This window comes from Laspinema sp. D2d, from assembly GCF_025370755.1.
Lineage (GTDB): Bacteria > Cyanobacteriota > Cyanobacteriia > Cyanobacteriales > Laspinemataceae > Laspinema.
The window spans coordinates 192,262-213,393 of sequence record NZ_JAMXFC010000002.1; the positions used below are offsets into that span (position 1 = coordinate 192,262).

Annotated in this window: 13 protein-coding genes and 1 pseudogene; 8 read left to right on the forward strand and 6 right to left on the reverse strand. The window is 45.8% G+C overall.

The window, feature by feature from the left end; all coding sequences use genetic code 11:
- Nucleotides 1-25: 25 nt before the first annotated feature.
- From NG796_RS02290 to NG796_RS02300, 3 genes are all read left to right on the forward strand, one after another.
- A complete protein-coding gene (locus NG796_RS02290; protein WP_261204294.1) occupies nt 26-733 on the forward strand; it encodes a glycoside hydrolase family protein in 708 nt (235 codons plus the stop codon).
- A gap of 304 nt (nt 734-1,037) precedes the next feature.
- Complete coding sequence (locus NG796_RS02295; protein WP_261204295.1) at nt 1,038-2,597, forward strand: M48 family metallopeptidase; 1,560 nt, start codon at nt 1,038-1,040, stop codon at nt 2,595-2,597.
- A gap of 314 nt (nt 2,598-2,911) precedes the next feature.
- Nucleotides 2,912-5,023, forward strand: a complete 2,112-nt coding sequence (locus NG796_RS02300; protein WP_261204296.1) for a serine/threonine-protein kinase — start codon at nt 2,912-2,914, stop codon at nt 5,021-5,023.
- Nucleotides 5,024-5,081: 58 nt separating this feature from the next.
- On the opposite strand, the gene NG796_RS02305 is transcribed toward NG796_RS02300, so the two are convergent.
- Nucleotides 5,082-6,524 (reverse strand): hypothetical protein, encoded by a 1,443-nt coding sequence (locus NG796_RS02305; protein ID WP_261204297.1) that lies wholly within the window; start codon nt 6,522-6,524, stop codon nt 5,082-5,084.
- 361 nt (nt 6,525-6,885) lie between these two features.
- Between NG796_RS02305 and NG796_RS02310 the strand changes: the two genes are divergently transcribed.
- Nucleotides 6,886-8,418, forward strand: coding sequence for a SagB/ThcOx family dehydrogenase (locus tag NG796_RS02310; RefSeq protein WP_261204298.1), 1,533 nt, complete (start codon nt 6,886-6,888; stop codon nt 8,416-8,418).
- A 121-nt stretch (nt 8,419-8,539) separates the two neighbouring features.
- Here the strand turns inward: NG796_RS02310 and NG796_RS02315 are convergent, their stop codons facing one another.
- Entirely contained in the window at nt 8,540-9,028 is a 489-nt protein-coding gene (locus NG796_RS02315; protein ID WP_261204299.1) for a DUF3368 domain-containing protein, read from the reverse strand.
- Nucleotides 9,025-9,276 carry a UPF0175 family protein gene (locus NG796_RS02320; protein WP_261204300.1) on the reverse strand — a complete coding sequence of 84 codons (252 nt, stop codon included), beginning with the start codon at nt 9,274-9,276 and terminating at the stop codon, nt 9,025-9,027. Before NG796_RS02320 ends, NG796_RS02315 begins: the two co-directional genes overlap by 4 nt.
- Nucleotides 9,277-9,906: 630 nt before the next feature.
- On the opposite strand from NG796_RS02320, the gene NG796_RS02325 reads away from it, so the two are divergent.
- Both NG796_RS02325 and NG796_RS02330 read left to right on the forward strand, forming a co-directional pair.
- Complete coding sequence (locus tag NG796_RS02325; protein ID WP_261204301.1) at nt 9,907-11,154, forward strand: DegT/DnrJ/EryC1/StrS family aminotransferase; 1,248 nt, start codon at nt 9,907-9,909, stop codon at nt 11,152-11,154.
- A 338-nt stretch (nt 11,155-11,492) separates the two neighbouring features.
- Complete coding sequence (locus NG796_RS02330; RefSeq protein WP_261204302.1) at nt 11,493-14,405, forward strand: MASE1 domain-containing protein; 2,913 nt, start codon at nt 11,493-11,495, stop codon at nt 14,403-14,405.
- Between the two features lie 36 nt (nt 14,406-14,441).
- Here the strand turns inward: NG796_RS02330 and NG796_RS02335 are convergent.
- A pseudogene (locus NG796_RS02335) lies at nt 14,442-14,612 on the reverse strand (tRNA uridine-5-carboxymethylaminomethyl(34) synthesis GTPase MnmE); the annotation flags it as partial.
- Between the two features lie 519 nt (nt 14,613-15,131).
- Between NG796_RS02335 and NG796_RS02340 the strand changes: the two are divergent.
- On the forward strand, nt 15,132-15,419 hold the full coding sequence (locus NG796_RS02340) for a DUF2470 domain-containing protein (protein ID WP_261204303.1): 288 nt from the start codon (nt 15,132-15,134) through the stop codon (nt 15,417-15,419).
- A 297-nt stretch (nt 15,420-15,716) separates the two neighbouring features.
- Entirely contained in the window at nt 15,717-18,629 is a 2,913-nt protein-coding gene (locus tag NG796_RS02345) for an MASE1 domain-containing protein (RefSeq protein ID WP_261204304.1), read from the forward strand.
- Between the two features lie 71 nt (nt 18,630-18,700).
- On the opposite strand, the gene NG796_RS02350 is transcribed toward NG796_RS02345, so the two are convergent.
- Both NG796_RS02350 and NG796_RS02355 read right to left on the reverse strand, forming a co-directional pair.
- The gene (locus NG796_RS02350) at nt 18,701-19,705 is read right to left on the reverse strand and encodes a helix-hairpin-helix domain-containing protein (RefSeq protein WP_261204305.1); all 1,005 of its coding nucleotides are present in this window, start codon (nt 19,703-19,705) and stop codon (nt 18,701-18,703) included.
- A gap of 240 nt (nt 19,706-19,945) precedes the next feature.
- Nucleotides 19,946-20,950 carry a multicopper oxidase domain-containing protein gene (locus tag NG796_RS02355; RefSeq protein ID WP_261204306.1) on the reverse strand — a complete coding sequence of 335 codons (1,005 nt, stop codon included), beginning with the start codon at nt 20,948-20,950 and terminating at the stop codon, nt 19,946-19,948.
- Nucleotides 20,951-21,132 lie beyond the last annotated feature (182 nt).

Here is a 21,132-nt window from a genome sequence, read left to right on the forward strand (position 1 = left end):
AGTTTCTCAAAATTCATCCTGCCTTATGGTTTCTGAACCTTCTGTACAACCGTTGAAATTAAGTCAAAAACGCCTGGTTAAACGGAGAAGAAAACCCCCGAAATTTAGACAACTTGTCTTGTTGCTGACCGGGGCGATCGCCTTACCTATCCTGTTTTATAACGTCATCTTTCATCGCACCGACTCCCTGCCCCCGGCCCTGATGGACCCCTTGCCCCCCTTAGTCATGGAAGATGGGGACCCCTACATTCGCGCCCTGATGCGCACCATTTCCGCCAGTGAATCCAACGTTGACCAACCCTACGCCGTCATCTATGGCGGCGAATATATTGACGATTTCAACCGCCATCCCGATCGCTGCGTACGGATCGTCGCCGGACCCAATCTCAACAACTGTTCCACCGCTGCCGGTCGCTATCAATTTATCACCACAACCTGGGAAGAAATGGCCGAACGCTACCATCCCAAACCCGACGGGCGATGGTTTTGGAAATCCTATAGTTTCGAGCCACAATTTCAAGATAAAGTCGTTTACGCATGGCTAAAAGATGAAGAAGCCTGGGGAGTGAACATTTCCGAATTATTGAAACAAGGAAAATTAGATGAAGTCTTATATCTACTCTCCGGAACTTGGACCAGTCTGGGCTACGGGATTGAAACCAATTCTATGAGTGCCTATTTACCCACTATTTATCAGCAACTCCTAGAAGAGGAACTGCAAAAATCCATGTAAAGCCATGAGTAACTCAGTTTCTAGCCCCGATTTTAATTTAAGTATGACAACGGGTTCAGAAACCGGATTTCAGTTTCGGGAACTGGGTTTGAAGCGCCTTTATGTCCGATGTTGCACTCTCAAAGGAAACTCATGATTCAAATTCGGGTTCTAAGAAGCTAATCCCAAATCTGATTGTCAAAGACTTGTTTTCTCTCTTAGCCCGTGTAGGCGGGCTTTGTCCGTATCACCCCACCCTTGAGGGTGCGGGTTAAAGCGTGAAACCCTATCATCATCCTTGACCCAATCGAGAGGAACCCCCCCAATGAAACGATTTCGGCACGCGCTATGGGCAACAGTTGGAGTGGCTTTATTCCTCAGCATGAATTTGTTGCTGACCTTTGCCCCTGCTCACTCTACCTTACCACCCACCGGGGAAACGACCCCTGCACCTCATAGCAAAATCCCCACTTTTTCCAGTTTCAAACAAAGTCTGGAACTGGCTTTTGAGCCCGGAAGCGCAGAATTTAATACCCTCGTAGAAGCCGATCGCCTCTTCCTAGAAGGCAACACCCAAGCCGCAGAACAACTCTACCGCCAGGTAAAAGGTCAGTTCTCTCAACCCCAAGGTGACCAGGCGATCGCCCAACCCATCACCGACCCTGAACAACTCTCAGGCGCGGGTCGAGTTTATTGGCGCGAAGCACAAGCTGGATTTGAACAAAAGTTAGAAAGCCGAATTTTTGTCCCGTTACAGCAATTAGTAGAAAGGCATCCGGAATTTATTCCCGGTCATGTGTTGCTCGTCCAAGCGTTACAAGACTACGGAAGAGGGGAGGAAGCCTTAGCTGTCCTAGAACGCGCCACCACCCTTTATCCCAACGAACCGGAATTAATTAAAGCGGAAATTACCGCCTTACAAACTGAAGAGAAATGGTTGGAATCTTCGATTGCAGCCCGACAATTTGCTGTTTTGTATCCAGAACATCCTCAAGCTGCCGACTTTAAGGCGATCGCCGATGATGATTTAGGTCGGTATCGTTCAGGAATTCGCCGCCGCTTAATCGGTCAAACCCTCGTCACTGGCGCACTTTCCATCGGCGATTTACTCCTAACTGGAAACGTCGCCGGAACAATTCCGGCCCTTCAACTCACTATCCTATTGATGCAAGGAGAAGCCTCATTTGGTAACCAACTTGCAGAGTCGTTCCAAAAGCAATTACCAATGGTTGATGACCCCGCGATCGTCACTTACGTCAACGAAGTGGGTCAGAAAATGGCTAAATTGATGGGACGGGATGAATTTGAGTATGAATTCTTTGTGGTCAAAGACAAAAATCTCAATGCTTTTGCCCTTCCCGGCGGTAAAGTCTTCGTGAATACCGGCGCACTCCAAAAAATTAACAGCGAAGCCGAATTGGCCGGTTTACTAGGTCATGAAGTGGCTCATGCGGTGTTGTCTCATGGCTATCAAAGGGTTGTTCAAAGCGCCCTACTTTCTAACTTAAATCGCGTCGTGCCAATGGGGGATTTAATTGCGGCCCTCGTCGGTCGTGCTTACAGCCGCCAAAACGAACGACAAGCCGACGTTTTAGGCTCAAGAGTGTTAGCAAATTCCAATTATGCCGCTGATGGGTTACGCAACTTGATGCAAACTTTCACCGAATTAGATGGCGGTGGACCCAGGGTTTTAAGCTGGTTATCTTCTCACCCTGCCTCTAGCGATCGCCTCCGCTATTTGGAAGAATTAATCCAGCGCAATGGTTACAACCGTTACGCCTTTGAAGGCGTCGAACGCCACGCTCAAATCCAAAGCCGAGTCGAAGAACTCTTCCCTGAAGAAGAGGCAGGCAATGCCGTAGAACTTTTCCTCGCAGGGGCATAAATCCGGAATAAATTAGCCCCAATTCCTCTAAAAAAAAGGGGAATTGGTCCAAAAGGCGTAAGGATAACCTTGCGCCTTTCTTCTTTCCTCGTAATGACCTCCTGGGAATTATAAATTCTTAAACAAATCCCCTTATTTTTAATAACAACTTCAGTTATTTTCGGGTCTGATTCTGTTCAGTAATTTTGGGCAGCAATTCCCAATCCATCCCCCCCTAGGTCCCAGGTTGCTCATTTGTTTAACCTATGGCAAAATGAGTCAAATGCTTGAATAGCCCGTTTCTACCCTCGCCGTAACGAATCATGCTCGGAATCATGCTCGGAACAACTCTCGGTGGACGTTACAAGATTATCAACTCCTTGGGAAGCGGGGGTTTTGGGGCGACTTTTGTTGCGCAGGATTGCCACCTTCCGGGGACGGCCCCTTGTGTAGTCAAGCAGTTGAAGCCCCAGTCAACCGCTCCGAACACCCTGCAAATTGCCAGACGGTTATTCGATACAGAGGCCCAATGCTTGCATGAGTTGGGAAATCACGATCGCATTCCCAAATTGTTTGCCTATTTTGAAGAAAACCAAGAGTTTTATCTGGTTCAGGAGTATATCGAGGGTCATGATCTCACTCATGAATTGACGCCTGGGGAAAAGTTGGATGAGAAAGCTACCCTGAATTTACTCCGAGAACTGTTAGAAATTTTACAATTTGTTCAGAATAAAAATGTCATTCATCGGGATATCAATCCCCGGAATATTCTTCGCCGCAATTCTGATAAAAAATTAGTTTTAATTGATTTCGGGGCGGTTAAACAAATTACCACCGAACTGCTGAATCCGAATGGAAAACCGGGATTAAGTGTCTGTATTGGTACTCCCGGTTATTTACCTAGTGAACAAGCAAATGGATTTCCTAAACCGAGTAGCGATATTTATGCGGTGGGAATTGTGGCTTTGCAAGCCCTTTCCGGTTTAGTACCTTATGAATTTCCCAAAGATTCAGAGACGGAAGAAATCAAAGTATCGGAATTGGTGACGGTGAGTCCAGAATTGATGAAGGTATTAGAAAGGATGGTCCGTTACGATTTCCGAGAACGTTATGGTTCAGCAACGGAGGCGTTACAGGCGATCGCAGATCTGGAAAAACCCACGGTGATGACAGTTTCTGTATCTGGGGTTGCGCCGCTGCCTCAACCGCGCTTTAATTTTTCTAACCATCAATGGGTTTTAGGGGTGATTTCCTGCGGTATCATTGGGGCGGGCATGATTGCCGGTTCCGTTTTTGTTTGGAATAAAATCAAATCGGTAAATGCCAGTGAATTGTATCATCAAGGGCATACATTATATCATCTAAGCCGGTATGAAGAGGCATTAAAACGCTATGAAAATGCCATTGAAATTAAGGCAGATTATGTAGAAGCTTGGAAAGAAAAAGGGGATACCCTCTCTCGATTAAATCAAAATGAAGCAGCGATGGAGGCTTACGATCGCGCCATTCAACTTAATCCCCAATATTTGGATGCTTGGATTCGGCGTGGGGATGTCTTAAATAAATTGCAGCAGTATGACGGGGCGATCGCCAGTTTTGAGAAAGCCATAGAACTGGTTCCGGAATCTGCTGAAGCCTGGAATGGTAAAGGCAATACTTTACTGAGTTTGCAGCGCTATGAAGAGGCGATCGCCTCGTATGATCAAGCCCTGGAATTTCAACCCGCATCTTCAGAAGCCTGGTACGCCCGGGGATGGGCTTTTCATCAATTAAAAGATTACGAAGCGGCTTTGAAATCTTATGATAAATCTGTAGAATATCAATTTGATTATGCCGGAGGATGGTATAATCGCGGAAATATTTTGATGCAATTGAATCAAGAAAAAGAGGCGGTAGAGTCTTATGATAAAGCCGTGCGATTCCAGCCAAATTATGCGGAAGCTTGGTACAGTCGCGGGAATGCTTTGATGAAGTTAAATGACTCTTCTGAAGCAGTAAAATCTTATGAACAGGCAGTCAAAATTCACTCCAGTTATCAAGAAGCCTGGTATAGTTTGGGATGGGCACTGCACCAGTTACGCCGCTATGAACAGGCAGTCGATGCCTATAATCAGGCGATCGATTTGAAGAAAAATGACTATCGCGCTTGGTACAATCGGGGGAATGCCCTTTATAATTTGAATCGATATCGAGAGGCGGTTTCTTCCTATAATGAGGCAGCTTATCTGAAGCCGGATCATGCCGAATCTTGGTATGGAAAAGGGAATGGTTTATCCACGTTGGGGCAGTATGAAGAGGCAATTTTAGCTTATGATCGGGCGTTGCGTTATCAACCGAATTATCAGGCCGCTACAGAGGGCAAAGAACGGGCGCAGAGGCAGATAGAACAGCGGGAGAAAGGAAAATCTGCTGGGGATGGCGATCAACAATATAAAGATAACGACTGAAGTTGTTACTACAAAGTCAGAAAGATAGCGACTTCAGTCGTTACTCGGTAACTCCTGATTAGGGAGTGGGGAGGGGAAATTGAGTGGGATTGAGACGGACCCGGGGTTTAGAGATGATGGCGAGGGGGTCGCCGATGGTGGTGATTTTCCAAGGTGGGGAGTCGAGTTGACGGGCGGCGATTAGAAACGGGGTAGTTCGGTTGAGGCGTCGGGCGAGGAGAGTGGGGGGGATAAAGGCGTTTAAAAAGGGTTCATGGACGCTGCCTACATATAAATATGCGCCATTTTCTAGCCAACGACCCGCGACGGTATTGCGATCGCCGGGAGTGGTGGCGGACCAACTGTGAATAAAATGTACGATCGCCGGGTATTTGAGTGGCGGAATATCCTCCACTGAAGCATCTCCTCCTCCTGCGGCAAATTCGGTAGACATTCCTTTAGAATTCACCCAAATTGTATCGAAATTCAGGTCGGTTTCTCTCAAGTTTTTCCAGGTTTGGACTGTTGCTTGGGGTCGTTGAATGACTTGAACATTTAGGCCAAGTTCAGAGACCAAAACCGCCGCTTGATTCATTTCATATTGAATCCACGGTTCTTCTTTGGGATAGCTGTCATAAAATAGGGCGGTTTCAGCATCAATAAAAATAGCAGACATGGCTTGATAAACGGCCCGGGTGGGAGTTCCATAAATCCACCCGACCACTGCCCAGCGATCGCCCGTTTCATGGCGTCCTAATCCGTCAGTTACGGATAAATCTACCTTGGTATTTTCAGGAGATTCATATTTAACCGCTAATTCTTTGACCAAGGTCACGGTATCGATCGCATCTCCGAGGGTATCATAGGCATATCCAGTCCCTTTGACCTGAGTTTCTATTTCATTTTTTAAACCCATCCAAGTGGCTAGATCTAACCGTTCATTAACTTGTCCGAAATCCCCTTCTAAAAACACCAAAGGCTGACCCCGATCGCTGGCTAAGGCCACTGCCGCTGGCCATGCGGGGTCCGTTGGCGAGGCGACGACTGCCCCCGGGGGTTCCCATCCCAAATTGTCCCATTGGCTATTAAGAGAAAATCGATTAGGGGCATCCCAGGCAGCCGCCACGGCATTTTGCATCTCTTGTCGCAATGCAAACCCTGTGGGTAAGGGCGTATTAACCGCCGGTAAGCGAATCACTTCCTGGGGTTGGAAGCGATCGAGAAATAGCTTTGTATATTGAGTATCTTCAATTAAAATCGGCCAGCGACCCTGGAGACTCCATTGGCGAATAGCAAACAGAAAGGTTGCCTCATCGGGAACGAGTACCACGCGGTCCACCGTCGGAACGCGATCGCGCAATTTAGCAATTTTTAGTCCACTTTGAACAGCCCAAGGTTCATTTTTGGCGGATTTCGGTAAAGCAAAGGGTTTCGTTTCTTGGGATCTATAAATCCACCAAGACCCAGGGACCATAACGACGATTGCCAGACAGCACCATTCTAATAGCCAGCGCTTGCCCATGTTTTTAAGAAAAGATAGGGGGGATGGGGGAGATAGGGGGGATGGGGGAGATAGGGGAGATGGAGGAGTTTTGCTTCACTTCCTCTGGGGGTGGGACTGAGAAAAACTGAATCCGTTGGGTGATGGAGTATTTCTACTTAATTGTAGAGAGAATTGAGCAAAACAGTAAATTAACTAACATTATCTTAATCTTTGGCAGAAAATCTACTGTAAAGAAGAAAAACGCTGTAACGGCTTATAGTCTAAGGGAACCGGCTTCTCCAACCCTAGAAGTTTACCCAGAGTTCAGCAATTTTGGGACTCAGGGATGTCAAGATCGAGGATGAAATGAAGAATGTTCCTCCATACTTGACTCAAACTTATGTCAGAACTGTCACCTTCGATCTCCCAGCATTATCACGATCGCACCAAATACGATCCGGATACCCTAGGGGCCAAAAATCATCAGTTGGATTGGGAAAATCAACCCGTGCCCTTCAAAGAATATAAAATCGGGGCCACAATTGACCTTAAACCTTATCTGAAAAAAGAACCCGATGGGGGGAAAGATTTGGCCCGAAAAGGGTTAACTCGACTGTCACGGTTGCTATTTTGCACCTATGGGTTAACCGCGAAGCTGGCAACCATGACCGGAAGTCAAATCTATCTAAGATCCGCACCTTCTGCCGGAGGATTGTACCCCGCAGAACTGTATTTACTCTCTAAAGGAACCCCCCAATTACCCCCGGGATTGTATAACTATCAAGCCCGAAATCATTCTTTAATTCGATTTTGGGATAGCGATATCTGGCCCTCCTTACAAGCGGCCACCTTTTGGCATCCTGCCTTAGAACATACTAAATTAGCGATCGCCACCAGTGCAGTCTTCTTTCGGTCCGCTTGGCGGTATCAGGACCGCGCCTATCGCCGGATTTTTCTGGATACAGGCCATCTGTTAGGCAATCTCGAACTCGCTGCTTCCTTAACCGACTACCGACCTCACCCGATCGCCGGATTTCACGATGATGCACTCAATGAGTTGCTGTACCTTGACCCCTCTCAGGAATCCGTCATCACCTTTATCCCCCTAGCGGATTTACTCGATATTGACCAAAATCTACCGAAATATCGTACCGCCTTGCCTTCTGCAACCCAGACGACCTATCCCACCATTCCCGATGGCGAATTGCTGGGATATTGCCATGAAGCGACCAAAATTAACTCAGACAAGACTGGCATCGGGGGATGGTCTCTCAGCGAGGAAGAAGAACCCGAGGAGGATAAATATAACTTCCCCTTCTGTAGTAAAGTTTCGACCAAAACCCGCCCAATTGACTGGCGAACCAATTTAGAAGGTCTGGAAAACACCATTCTGAAACGACGTTCAACTCGTGCCTATTCCGGGGCACCGTTATCTTTTGATGAACTCAAAGCCTTGTTGGATTTTACCTATCATTCAGAACATTACACCTATCAGAATTTAGATGCATATCCCGACTTTTTTGATTTAGAGGATATTCAAACCTTTATTGCCGTTTCATCGGTGACGGGTTTAGATGAAGGCTGTTATTATTACGCCCCAAAAGCCCAGGAATTGCGGCAAGTTCGGTTTAAAAATTTCCGCCGGGAATTGCATTACCTCTGTTTAGGCCAGGATTTGGGACGAGATGCCTCGGCGTTGGTGTTTCATACCGCCGATTTAAAAAAGGCGATCGCAAAATATGGCGATCGAGTTTATCGGTACTTGCACCTCGACGCCGGACATCTGGGACAACGGCTAAATCTGGGGGCAATTTATATGGGATTAGGCGTCAGTGGAATCGGCGGATTTTTTGACGATCGCGTGAATGAAGTCCTCGGCATTCCTGCTGATGAAGCCGTCCTCTATATCACCACCCTCGGCAAACCGCGATAAGCAAGAGTTTAGAAACCGGGTTTCTTGTTCAGATTTTCGACAATTTGCAGAAATTGTTGACAGAAACCCGGTTTTGGGGAGGTTTTCAAAGCAGTATTAGGGTCATAAAGAGACTGGCTTTTTATTCTTCTTTGGCCAAGGCTAAAATCTCCTGATAGAGTTGCGAACTCACTCGAAAATTCGCGTCCCTGATGAGGCTATTCATCACGGGTTTAACCTCTCCAATTAGTTGTTTTTGTTTAGCCCGAATTAAGATTCCCAGGATGCCAATGATGGGAATTCCCAATTTTTTGGCTTCTCGTCGTCCTAAACGCTCATCCATCAGCAAGCTATCGGCTTTCAGTTCAACCGCTAGGCCGATCGCATAAGATTCACCCGGATCCAGTCCTTGGGTGCGCTGTAATTGTTCGGCTAGAGAGGAATCATTGAGGGATTGAATTTGAATCCATTGCTGGGACAAAATATGGGTGATTCTGGAGTCAGGTGCGATCGCCAACTCATCTGCAACAACTGGGGGAATGATTACACTCTGGTAGAGTTGCTTTAACAGGCTCAAATGGTTAATTAAGGCAAGGTTACACAGAGATGATGTATCGCTAACGACAATCATAACCAGCCTTGCTCACGCAGATATTGGATGTCTTCCTGAAAGTCTTCAACATCGTAGTGAATACAAATGCCACGACTCGCAATCAATTTTTGAAATTCTATTACATGAAGTCCCGCGATTTTGCTGGCGCGACCGAGGGAAATGCGTTCTTGTTGAAACAAAGCGATCGCAATTTCTCGCAGCCAGTCCGATTCGTTAAACTGGCTAGTTTGAGCGATGTCATCAGGAATCTCAAGGGTGAGTTGCATAAAGTGATGGGTTAGGCAGGGATTAATCTTCTCATTGTAGCAAGGTGCAACTCACCGGGTTTCTCAGTTTGAGTTGTCAGGGGTTCGGGTAAAAAAAACGGGTATCTGGCAGCATCTTTATTCCTTCACAAAGATTGAAGAAAGAAACCCCGTTTCATCAGTCGCGGGGATGGGGTAAAATAATCAAAATGCTATCCCCTACCCAGGGGCTATGACTGGAAAAATGCGGAATCTGGAGAAAAAAATAGTCTCCTTAATCTATTGGTATTAGCAACACAAATACAGGAAATCAATGAAGCGGATGCCTAGACTTTAACCGCCTCTTTGCCATCCAAAACCCCACCTCAGACCCTTACAAGAGTAGGTTTTTATTAAAAGGGTGATTGGGTACTCTCCAGAGTAAGGAAAATCAAGCTTTTTCGCCTGGTCTTACTGAACCCCCTTGTCCTCAAAAGCCTATTTCTTCGTTCCCAAAATTCCCTTTAGAGGCAAGAAATAAAAAACCTACTCTTGGAAGTCCCTAACGCTCCCCTTGCCCAGGGGAGGGGACCGGAAGTTTAAACCCCTTCAGGGTGTCGCTTTGGGATTGGTCGCGCTAAAGTAGGCAGTTAAAGTTAAGTGGGTCAGGCCATGTGGTCGCGCAAACGGTTTGATATTGATTATGGTGATTTGATTTATGGATTGTTTGCAACCTTGACCGTGGGAAATGCACAGCGTCAGGGGTTGCAAAATGAGTTAGAAGACTGGTGGATTTCGGACTCGACGGGGGAGGCAGTCGCCTGTTTATCCGTGCGTTCCGGATGGGATTTGCTGCTACAGGCGTTACAATTGCCTCCGGGGAGTGAAGTGGCAATGAGTGCCTTGACCATTCCCGATATGGTATCGATTGTCCGTCATCATGGGTTGGTCCCGGTCCCGATTGATTTGGACCCCAGGACGATGGCACCGGATCCCGCTAGTTTGGACCGGGCGACTGGTCCCCAAACTCGGGTGATTATTATCGCCCATTTGTTTGGGGGTCGGGTGGATTTAGCGCCGATTTTAGCTGCGCGCGATCGCGTTGGGGCGATTTTGGTGGAAGACTGTGCTCAGGCATTCACCCCCGGATTTCGGGGTCATCCCGATGCCGATGTGAGTTGTTTTAGTTTTGGCAATATCAAGTTTGCTACGGCCCTGGGTGGGGCGTTATTGCGTGTGCGTGACCCCCAACTCGGCGACTGCCTCCGGCAGATCCAATCGAGTTACCCCGTCCAGGATTCCCGGAATTATACCAGTCGATTGCTGAAATATTTGGGTCTCAAAATCCTCTCCAGTCGCCCTGGATTTACGGCGTTGATCGGGGGATGTCGTCGGTTGGGAATTGACTACGATCGCCTCCTCAATCAGTCCGTGAAGGGATTTCCCAAGGATGAACTGATTTCTCGTCTGCGTCATCAACCTTGTGCGCCTCTGTTAGCATTACTCCGTCGTCGCTTGCAGGGTTATAGTGAGGAACGGTTAGGGGCACAAACTCACCAGGGTCAGCGTCTGATTCAGTTGTTGCAGGAGTATTGTCCCCAAATTCAGGTTCCGGGTGTCGCTGCTTTGCCTCATGTTCACTGGGTTGTTCCCATTTTGGCCCAGGACCCAGAACTTGCGATCGCCACCCTTGCCTATGCCGGGTTTGACTCGACTCAGGGAAATAGCATGACGGTGGTGGATTCCCCGGAAACTCACCCAGAAAGCGAACCCCGCAATACCCGTGAGATGTTCCAGCATTTGCTCTATCTCCCCTGCTATCCGGCAATGAATGAGACTGCACTGGTCTCTATGGCGCAGGCGTTACGTTCCATTTCTTCTCCCTGCCTGTCCCAGTTTTCGAGAATGGGTTCGCCGTAATGGGTACTCTATCCAGAAGTGGTCAACCCTATCCCTCTTGTTGAGATGACTCCCAAAAAACCTCTATTCTGCGCTCTTTTTTTAGTTAATCTTTCCGAAATCAGCATTAAAGGGAAAGCAAGTCCCCCGAGATGGTTTCCTCCGGCATCGGTACACTCAAGTTGAGCAACTGGGTTGCTTCTGTTCAGGGTTAGAGAATTTTTCAATTCCTCATCCCTAATTATTTCATCGGTTAATTAGGTTAAATCTTGTAACCCTAAACTTTTATTTCATCAACTCAATTGCTTTCAATTTTATGCTTTTGCACTGTTTTTTGACCTTTTAAGCCGGTACAAATTATGACATCAGATTCAGGAACGAAAGTGTTTGGGTTCTTAACGAAGAGGGAGACCACCCTGATACAAATCCTCCTAGTGGCGATCGTCTATTTCCTCATTTCTGAGGTAGGATCAGTCTGGCTCGCTCTCCCAAAAGGTGGAAGCCCGGTCTGGCCCGGGGCAGGGATTGCTTTAGCGTCCGTTTTATTAAAGGGATACCTGATGGGAATTGGGGTAGTTCTCGGAAATATGATGGTCAATTTCTATGATATTGGCTTGACACCGGACGCTCTAATTATGAATTTTAGCTTTACCCTCGGTAATACTTTAGAAACTCTATCAGCCGCCTATTTTGTTCGTAAATTTTCTGTGAATTTTAGGTTGTTTTACCGAGTTAGAGATATTATATTTTTTGTAGTATTTGCTGGATTAATCAGCCCGATATTCAGTTCTACTTTGGGATCAACCACTATTTTTTTACTGGGTCGAGTTTCTGAGGACGTTTATCCCCGTCTTTGCTTGAGATGGTGGATTGGAGATGTAGTAGGAATCCTGGTTTTCGCCCCGTTTTTGTTAGTTTTTGAGCAGGGATTTAACGACTTTCGGGAAAAAGTGCAACAACGATGGATGGAAGGGATGGTTTTTGTATTTATCACCCTAGTAATCTTTCAAATGACTTTTATTAAAGGCTATCCAATCGAATATATGTTGCTGCCTTTATTAGTCTGGATTGTCTTTCGGTTTGGACAATGGGCAGCCACCTTGTTATTATTAATTGGGTCTGTGGTTGCAATCTTTGCCACTGCCAATGATTCGGGACCTTTTATCCGCAGTAATATCAATGAATCTTTACTGCTGTTGCAATCTTTTGTGGGGGTATTTTCCCTGACAACGTTAATCCTATCGGCGGTAATTTGTGAAAATGAACAAGCAAAAGAACGACTGGAAACGGCTAATATTAAATTACAACATCTCGATCGCCTCAAAGATGAATTTCTAGCCAATACGTCCCATGAATTGCGAACGCCGCTGAATGGGATTATTGGCATTGCCGAGTCCCTGATTGATGGTGCAACGGGAGAATTACCCATTACCACTCGGGCCAATTTAGCAATGATTTCTTCCAGTGGTCGTCGCTTATCGAATTTAGTCAATGATTTGCTGGATTTCTCTAAACTCAAACACAAATCCCTAAATTTACAACTTAAACCCGTAGACTTGCGATCGCTAGTAGAAATTGTGTTCACTCTCAGTTTACCCTTAGTGGGAAATAAAAAACTAAAATTGATCAATAACCTTTCTTTAGATTTACCAGCGGTTATAGCCGATGAAAATCGCTTGCAACAAATTCTCCATAACTTAATAGGAAATGCTATTAAATTCACCGAAACCGGAACGATAGAAATTTCTGCCCAGCGAATATCTGGGGTTACCGGGTTGGAAAAAATTTCCTCGGCTTCTGAACTTGAAATTACGGTTACAGACACCGGAATTGGGATTGCAGAGGATAAATTAGAGCGAATTTTTGAATCTTTTGAACAAGCGGAAGGGTCTACGGGAAGACTGTATGGGGGAACCGGGGTGGGTTTGGCGATCGCCAAACAATTAGTCGAATTACATGGCGGCCAAATTGGGGTGAAGTCTCAATTGGGAAAAGGGTCAAAATTTAGCTTTACCTTGCCCCTTTCTCAGGAAAAAGTCGAAAACTCTTCGGAAACTTTGCCCTTACTCAAACAGTTTACCACAGCGGATTTAAACCCGGAACCTTTAGAACCTCACATGATTTCCTCTCATCAAGGGTCAGCCAAACTTTTAATCGTAGATGATGAACCGATTAACCTCCAGGTTTTGGTCAATATGCTTTCCTTGCAAAATTATACCGTAATTCAAGCTAAAAATGGCATTGATGCCTTAGAACTTCTCAACAAAGGCTTTAAACCTGACCTGGTTTTGCTCGATGTAATGATGCCAAAAATGACCGGATATGAAGTCACGCAAAAAATTCGAGAAACTTGGGAGGCATCGGAACTCCCGGTGTTATTATTAACCGCTAAAAATCAATTGTCTGATTTAGTAGCGGGATTTGAGTCGGGGGCCAATGATTATCTGACTAAACCTGTAGAAAAAGATGAATTATTAGCCCGCATCAAAACCCATTTGAATCTACTGCGCCTGAAAACTGAAAATCTCCGGCTGGTAGCGGAATTAGAGGTCACTCGTCAACAACAACAAATGCTCTTACCCAGTGCGGAAGAGTTGCAATTGATTGAGGAGTTAGAGATTGCCGCGTTTATGGAACCCGCAACGGAAGTAGGGGGAGATTACTATGATGTCATTCCCCATAAAAATGGGGTTAAAATTGGCATTGGAGATGTGACGGGACATGGATTAGAAAGCGGGGTTTTAATGATTATGGTGCAAATGGCTGTCCGCACTCTCCTTCAAAGTGATATTCGCAATCCGGTGCATTTTTTGACTCTCCTCAATTTAACCGTTTATGGCAATTTGCAACGGATGAAATCAGAAAAAAATATGACCCTGATGTTACTGGATTATCATCAAGGAAAACTGGTGGTCAGTGGACAACATGAAGATATTATTGTAGTGCGAGCCGAGGGTCAAGTGGAGTTAATTGATACGGTAGATTTAGGCTTTCCCGTGGGGTTAGTTGAAGATATTAGGGAGTTTGTCGCTGAACTGGTAATTGAATTACACCCCAACGATGTGGCGATCATCTATACTGATGGGATTACAGAAGCGGAAAATTTAGAGGGAGTACAATATGGGTTACATCGCCTGACGGAACTCGCGGGTCAACAACAAGGGCGATCGGCAACAGAAATTGTTGATGTTATTTTAGCCGATGTCCATAAATTTATTGGAAAACAAAAGGTTTATGATGATATTACTTTGTTGGTTTTGAAGCAAAAATAAGAGCTAAAATGCGAACAGGGTGCGGGGGCGGCTGGTTTATTTTCCACTACAAAATCGGCTAAAAATGCGGTCTAAAACGGATTCGGTGACCTCTTCTCCGGTGATTTCTCCTAATGCTTGAATTGCGCCTCGCAGGTCGATGGTCTAAAAATCTAGGGCTAACTGTTGGTCAATGGTGGTTTGGACTTGTTCTAGGGCGGTATTTGCATTGGGTTGTCCCGATTTTGGCTCAGGACCCAGAACTTGCGATCGCCACCCTTGCCTATGCCGGGTTTGACTCGACTCAGGGAAATAGCATGACGGTGGTGGATCCCCCGGAAACTCACCCGGAATGTGAACCCCGCAATACCCGTGAGATGTTCCAGCATTTGCTCTATCTCCCGTGCTATCCAGCAATGGATGATACAACTCTAGTCTCTATGGCACAGGCATTGCGCCCCATTTCTTCTCCGGCGGTGTCCCAATTTTTGAGGATGAGTTCGCCGTAATCGGTACCGGATCCTAGACTGCTCAATTTTATCCCTGTTTTTGATATGAACCCCAAAAAACCATCGGTTCTCCGTTCTGTTTTCAGTTTGTCCTTGTTTGTGTTTCTAGCGATCGCAGTGGGAGTGTTAGCGGCTAATTTTATTTTTGCTTTAATAGAAAAACTGGGATAATTGTTTCTGAAGTAAGGGATAATTTATCTCGGGTTGACTTGAAATTACTAGATTAGGAGTTTAAACGATGGCGGATCTCATTTCTGCTCAAGTGAGTGATCGCATCTGCAAGCACATGAATGAAGACCATGCAGATTCTGTGCTACTGTATGCTCAAATCTTTGGGGAGGTTCCTGATGCAACTTCAGCCACCCTACTGGCGATCGACCCCCTAGGGATGAATCTTACGGCTCAAATTGGGGAGAAATCACTGCCCGTTCGGGTGACTTTTGATCATGCACTTGCCGATTCTGAAGACGCTCATCACACTTTAATTGCGATGGTGAAACAGGCAAGGCAAGCCAAAGCTGAATAACAAAAAAACAGGGATTTTTGCTGATTTTTGTCGGGGGAATTCACCAATCAATCCGACAAAAATCAGCCAGAGAGGGAAAGCAAGTCCCCCGAGATGGTTTCCTCGGGCCTCCGTACAATCAGGGTGAGAAACCGGGTTTTTGCTGCTCAGAGTTAGAGAATTTTTCACTTTCTAATTCCTAATCATCTGAGCAGTTAATAGGTTAAGGATTTTACCCATCAATTTCAAGTTCACTTCAATCTGTTTCAATCCCCTAGCTATTCTATCGTTCTATTGCCTTTTAACCCGGTAGGAATTATGACATCAACTTCAGAAATAAAAGTGTCTTGGCCCTTCACGAAGAGCGAGACGACCCTCATCCAAATCCTCTTCGTGGCAGGCGTCTATTTCTTCATTTCTAAGTTATCAACCACTTTCATCACCTTCCCCGAAGGTGGAAGCCCGGTTTGGCCCGGGTCTGGGATTGCTTTAGCGGCAGTGTTATTACAAGGATACCCCATGTTAATTGGGGTGTTCCTCGGAAATCTCCTGGTCAATTTCTATAATACCCCTTGGAGCGCTGCCGATCTAGTTATGAATTTTAGTTTTCCCCTTGGGAATACCTTAGAAACTCTTTCGGCTGCTTATTTAATTCGGAAATTTTTAGTGAATTTTAGGCTATTTTCCCGGGTCAAAGATGTCATCCTTTTTGTGATTTGTGCTGGATTAATTAGCCCGATGTTCAGTTCAACTTTTGGAGCAACCACTATTTTGCTCCTGGGTCGAATTTCTTGGGACATTTATCCCCGTGTCTGGTTGAGTTGGTGGATTGGAGACGTAGTGGGAATCCTGGTTTTTGCCCCGTTTCTGTTAGTTTTTGGTCAGGGATTTAATGAATTTTTGCAAAAAGTCGAACAGCGATGGATGGAAGGGCTAGTTTTTGGATTTATTACCCTGGTCATCTGTCAGATGGCTTTCGTTAAAGGCTATCCGGTGGAATATATGTTGCTGCCTTTATTAGTCTGGGTTGTCTTTCGGTTTGGACAATGGGCGGCGACGTTATTATTATTAATTGGATCAGGGATTGCCATTTTTGCCACCACAAATGGTTCGGGACCTTTTATCCGCAATGATCTCAATGAATCTTTAATCCTATTACAATCTTTTGTGGGAGTTTTTTCCCTAACAACGTTAACCCTATCGGCGGTCGTTTGTGAAAATGAACAAGCCAAGCAACGACTGGAAACGGCTAATATTCAATTACAACATCTCGATCGCCTCAAAGATGAATTCTTAGCTAATACGTCCCATGAATTGCGAACGCCGCTGAATGGAATTATTGGCATTGCTGAATCCCTGATTGATGGTGCAACCGGAGAATTACCCATTACCACTCGGGCCAATTTAGCGATGATTTCCTCCAGTGGTCGTCGGTTATCGAATTTAGTCAATGATTTGCTGGATTTCTCGAAACTGAAACACAAAACCCTAGACTTACAACTCAAACCCATAGACTTGCGATCGCTGGTGGAAATTGTGTTTACCCTCAGTTTACCCTTAGTGGGAAATAAAAACTTGAAATTGGTGAATAATATTTCATTAGATTTACCAGCGGTTATCGCGGATGAAAATCGCTTGCAACAAATTCTCCATAACTTAATAGGAAATGCTATTAAATTCACCGAAACCGGAACGATAGAAATTTCTGCCCAGCGAATATCTGGGAATGATGCGTTAGAAAAATTTTCCTCAACTTCTCAACTTGAAATTACCATTTTTGATACCGGAATTGGGATTGCCGAGGATAAATTAGAGCGCATTTTTGAATCTTTTGAACAAGCGGAAGGGTCTACGGGAAGATTGTATGGGGGAACCGGAGTGGGATTGGCGATCGCCAAACAATTAGTTGAGTTACATGGCGGCCAAATTTGGGTGAAGTCTCGCCTGGGAGAAGGGTCAAAATTTAGCTTTACCTTGCCGCTTTCTGGAGAAAAAGTAGAAAATTTTTCCGCAACTTTGCCCTTACTCCAACAGTTTGCCACCACGGATTTAAACCCCCAACCTGTGGAACATCGGGTGATTGCCTCTCATCAGGGGTCGGCCAAACTTTTAATTGTAGATGATGAACCCATTAACCTCCAGGTTTTGGTGAATATGCTTTCGTTGCAAAATTATACCGTCATTCAGGCGAAAAATGGAATTGATGCCCTAGAAATTCTCCATAAAGGGTTTAAACCAGACTTGGTGTTACTGGATGTAATGATGCCGAAAATGACCGGATATGAAGTGACCCAAAAAATTCGGGAAACCTGGCAGGCATCGGAACTTCCCGTATTATTATTAACGGCTAAAAATCAATTATCAGACTTAGTGGCTGGATTTGAGTCTGGGGCGAATGATTATCTGACTAAACCTGTAGAAAAAGATGAATTATTAGCCCGGATTAAAACCCATTTGAATTTACTTCGCCTGAAAAGTGAAAATCTCCGGCTGGTGGCGGAATTAGAGGTCACTCGTCAACAGCAACAAATGCTCTTACCCAGTGCAGAAGAGTTGCAATTAATTGAGGATTTAGAAATTGCTGCTTTTATGGAACCCGCAACAGAAGTGGGGGGAGATTATTATGATGTCATTCAACATCAAGATGGGGTAAAAATTGGCATTGGTGATGTGACGGGACATGGGTTAGAAAGCGGGGTTTTAATGATTATGGTTCAAATGGCCGTCCGCACCCTCCTCCAAAGTGATATCCGGAATCCGGTGCATTTTTTGACCCTCCTCAATTTAGCCGTTTATGGCAATTTGCAACGGATGAAATCAGAAAAAAATATGTCCCTGATGTTACTGGATTATCACCAAAACAAGTTGGTAGTCAGTGGACAACATGAAGATATTATCCTGGTGCGCGCTGGGGGTGAAGTGGAGTTAATTGATACGGTAGATTTAGGCTTTCCCGTGGGGTTAGTGGAAGATATTGGGGAGTTTGTCGCTGAACTGGTAATTGAATTAAACCCCAATGATGTGGCGATCGTCTATACCGATGGAATTACCGAAGCGGAAAATGTTGAGGGAGTGCAATATGGGTTACACCGCCTGACGCAATTGGCGGGTCAACAACAAGGGCGATCGGCTACAGAAATTGTTGAGAATATTTTAGCAGATGTGAGGGAATTTATCGGCGAACAAAAGGTTTATGATGATATTACTTTGTTGGTTTTGAAGCAGAAATAATCCGAAATCCGGTCCTGATCTGTCTATTAAAATCCGCAGGGTTGAAAAAATTTTTCAACCCTACGATCAGGCTATCGAGTGTTAGCAGCGACGATCGCTTGCATAGTTTGGCGGTTCTCCTGCACTTTCGCTGCTACTTCATCGGCACTCATCACCGGCGTTTCTGGTGGTATCACCGAGGGCCATGCCTTTTGCAATTCCGCCAAAGTTGCTTTCATTTGCTGATTCACTTGGGGATTGTTTTCTGTTAGTTTCGATTCAATGGTGGGATACAACCCATTAGCGGCATAGTCTACAAATCCCCGGGAATCTTGATATTCGATCGCCTCCGTAATTTTCCCATTGGCAATTGCTGCGGTGTATTCCGCACTTGCCGTATTTAATAAGCCGTTGATCGCTTGCAACACAAACGCCGGAGATTGTCGCTGGGCTTCCGGCAAAGTGGCGATCGCCCCATCAATGGCAACCATTGTTTTATCGAATTCTACCTGAATTTGCGGATCGGTGGGCTTCGATTTCACCAAATCTTGCAGGCGAATTAACGTCTCTTTGAAAGCCGGTACTCCCCGTTCTTGGAATTGGTCTTCCACATCCCCATAAATCTCTTCCACCGGATGGCCGATATGGGGTTCTGCGGCTTCAGCATTGCCCATTTCTAGGAGTTCTTTTGCCACTTTCATGTGACCTTTCATCAGCCCCAACTTCACCAGATAATCAATATCTTTCGCTTCTCCGGTTAGGACGATATCTTCAGTCGTCACCATTTCTTGAATGCGATCATATTCCTCTTGATTAATCACCTTTTTGGCAACTAATTCTTCCGGGCTGGCATAGGGTCGATTGCTTTGGATTTTATCCGATAATTCCGGAATCCCTAACTTAGCTTCCAGTTTATCTAGGTCCGATAAAATCGCCGTATTAATGTTAATTTTCCCTTCACCCCCGTGAGCATGACTGCCCCCTTGTTCCACTGGCGCGGAGGAAAGAGTTGTAGTCGGTGGCCCCTCGGTACAGCCCGTGAGGGCAATGATGCTACAGATCACAGCGGCAACAGACAGAGAACGAAAAGCGTGCATAACGATCGGGACTCCACAATGTTGAATGGTTTTGCGGTAATGGGGAGGGGGCCCCATGCTCCCTTGCCAACAAAACCGGGAAAAATAGGGGTTTGTATATTTTCAAATAGTTGAAAATTTTTGTCAATAGCTTTAACAAAAAATTCCCATTGAGTCCCGCATTCAGGGTCAACCCCGACTCCGGGTGGAAGTTGAAAAACGCCATGAATAAGCGTCATTACAGGAAGATATCCCGCCTAATTAGGTTGGGGGTATCACTTGAAATTGACCCATACAGCCTGCTTCGGCGATCGCATCTTGATGGGGATGGAACATATACTCACCCGGAAACGGGTAGGAAAACTCTAAAATATGGCGCTCTGCGGTCCCCATTGTAATGACATCAGTCTCCTCACTCGGTGTCAAGGTCATGCCGGTACGGTAGACGCGAAAGAAATTGGCATGAATGTGAAATGTAGCTACAGGATCGAACTCGATCGCATTGAGCAAATACAGCCGTACGAGCTGATTCTGGTAAATGGGGATCGGATGCTGCATATAGCAATTCGGCAATCCGTTAAAGGCATAAAGTTCGTTACGATTGTCATCATTAATGTCATACCCGCCCATCACCAACACCATCTCATCTGCTGGAGGTCGTCCTTGGGGGGGATCGACGATAAACAGTCCAAACAGTCCCTTGCTAATATGGCGTGTTACGGGTGCGATATGGCAGTGATAGAGATGGACGCCAAAGGGTTGGGCATCGAATTCGTAAATTGTAGTCGTGCTGTGATGCACAGGTTTGATGCCATCGGCTTCGGCGCTGTGAATACCGTGAAAGTGCATGGAATGGGCGTGTCCCCCCTGGTTGAGAAACACCACCCGCACGCGATCGCCTTCAGTGGCCCGCAGAGTAGGGCCAGGGACGCGGCCATTATAATTCCAAGTCACGAACGAAACCGCACTGTTGAGTTGTAACTCGTTAGTCTGGGCGGTGATTCTAAATTCCCGGATCGTGCGACCGTTCTCACGCTTGACCGTGCCATAGTCAAACTCTCGCAACATCGCCATCGGATTGATACCGTTGCCATTAGCAGAGATATCGGTAGGAAAGGGGGGTATCTGCACCACCTGTTGCGAACGGACGCGATTCCACTGCTGCGCGGCGATCGCTGCACCCGTGACTCCCATTCCTATAGCGGTGAGTTGCAGCAGACGGCGACGAGTCAACTGGATAGACTGGATAGATTTGCGATCAAACATAAACAAAATGTTGGGATACAGTGACCTGTGAAGACAGAAAACCCACAGTGTCCAGGGAAAAGTGTACCTTATCACCCTTTCCGCAAACAACAGACTTTCAAAACGTCTGGCTGATACCTTAAATTTGGCAGCACTGGAATTTTTAAACTAAATTTGTGCTAAAATTTTTTTTAATTACTCCA

What these genes read in the sequence shown, in the direction of transcription:
- NG796_RS02290 (WP_261204294.1), top strand. Translation starts at nt 26, where the DNA reads ATGGTTTCTGAACCTTCTGTACAACCGTTGAAATTAAGTCAAAAACGC.
- NG796_RS02295 (WP_261204295.1), top strand. Translation starts at nt 1,038, where the DNA reads ATGAAACGATTTCGGCACGCGCTATGGGCAACAGTTGGAGTGGCTTTA.
- NG796_RS02300 (WP_261204296.1), top strand. Translation starts at nt 2,912, where the DNA reads ATGCTCGGAACAACTCTCGGTGGACGTTACAAGATTATCAACTCCTTG.
- NG796_RS02305 (WP_261204297.1), bottom strand. Translation starts at nt 6,524, where the DNA reads ATGGGCAAGCGCTGGCTATTAGAATGGTGCTGTCTGGCAATCGTCGTT.
- NG796_RS02310 (WP_261204298.1), top strand. Translation starts at nt 6,886, where the DNA reads ATGTCAGAACTGTCACCTTCGATCTCCCAGCATTATCACGATCGCACC.
- NG796_RS02315 (WP_261204299.1), bottom strand. Translation starts at nt 9,028, where the DNA reads ATGATTGTCGTTAGCGATACATCATCTCTGTGTAACCTTGCCTTAATT.
- NG796_RS02320 (WP_261204300.1), bottom strand. Translation starts at nt 9,276, where the DNA reads ATGCAACTCACCCTTGAGATTCCTGATGACATCGCTCAAACTAGCCAG.
- NG796_RS02325 (WP_261204301.1), top strand. Translation starts at nt 9,907, where the DNA reads ATGTGGTCGCGCAAACGGTTTGATATTGATTATGGTGATTTGATTTAT.
- NG796_RS02330 (WP_261204302.1), top strand. Translation starts at nt 11,493, where the DNA reads ATGACATCAGATTCAGGAACGAAAGTGTTTGGGTTCTTAACGAAGAGG.
- NG796_RS02340 (WP_261204303.1), top strand. Translation starts at nt 15,132, where the DNA reads ATGGCGGATCTCATTTCTGCTCAAGTGAGTGATCGCATCTGCAAGCAC.
- NG796_RS02345 (WP_261204304.1), top strand. Translation starts at nt 15,717, where the DNA reads ATGACATCAACTTCAGAAATAAAAGTGTCTTGGCCCTTCACGAAGAGC.
- NG796_RS02350 (WP_261204305.1), bottom strand. Translation starts at nt 19,705, where the DNA reads ATGCACGCTTTTCGTTCTCTGTCTGTTGCCGCTGTGATCTGTAGCATC.
- NG796_RS02355 (WP_261204306.1), bottom strand. Translation starts at nt 20,950, where the DNA reads ATGTTTGATCGCAAATCTATCCAGTCTATCCAGTTGACTCGTCGCCGT.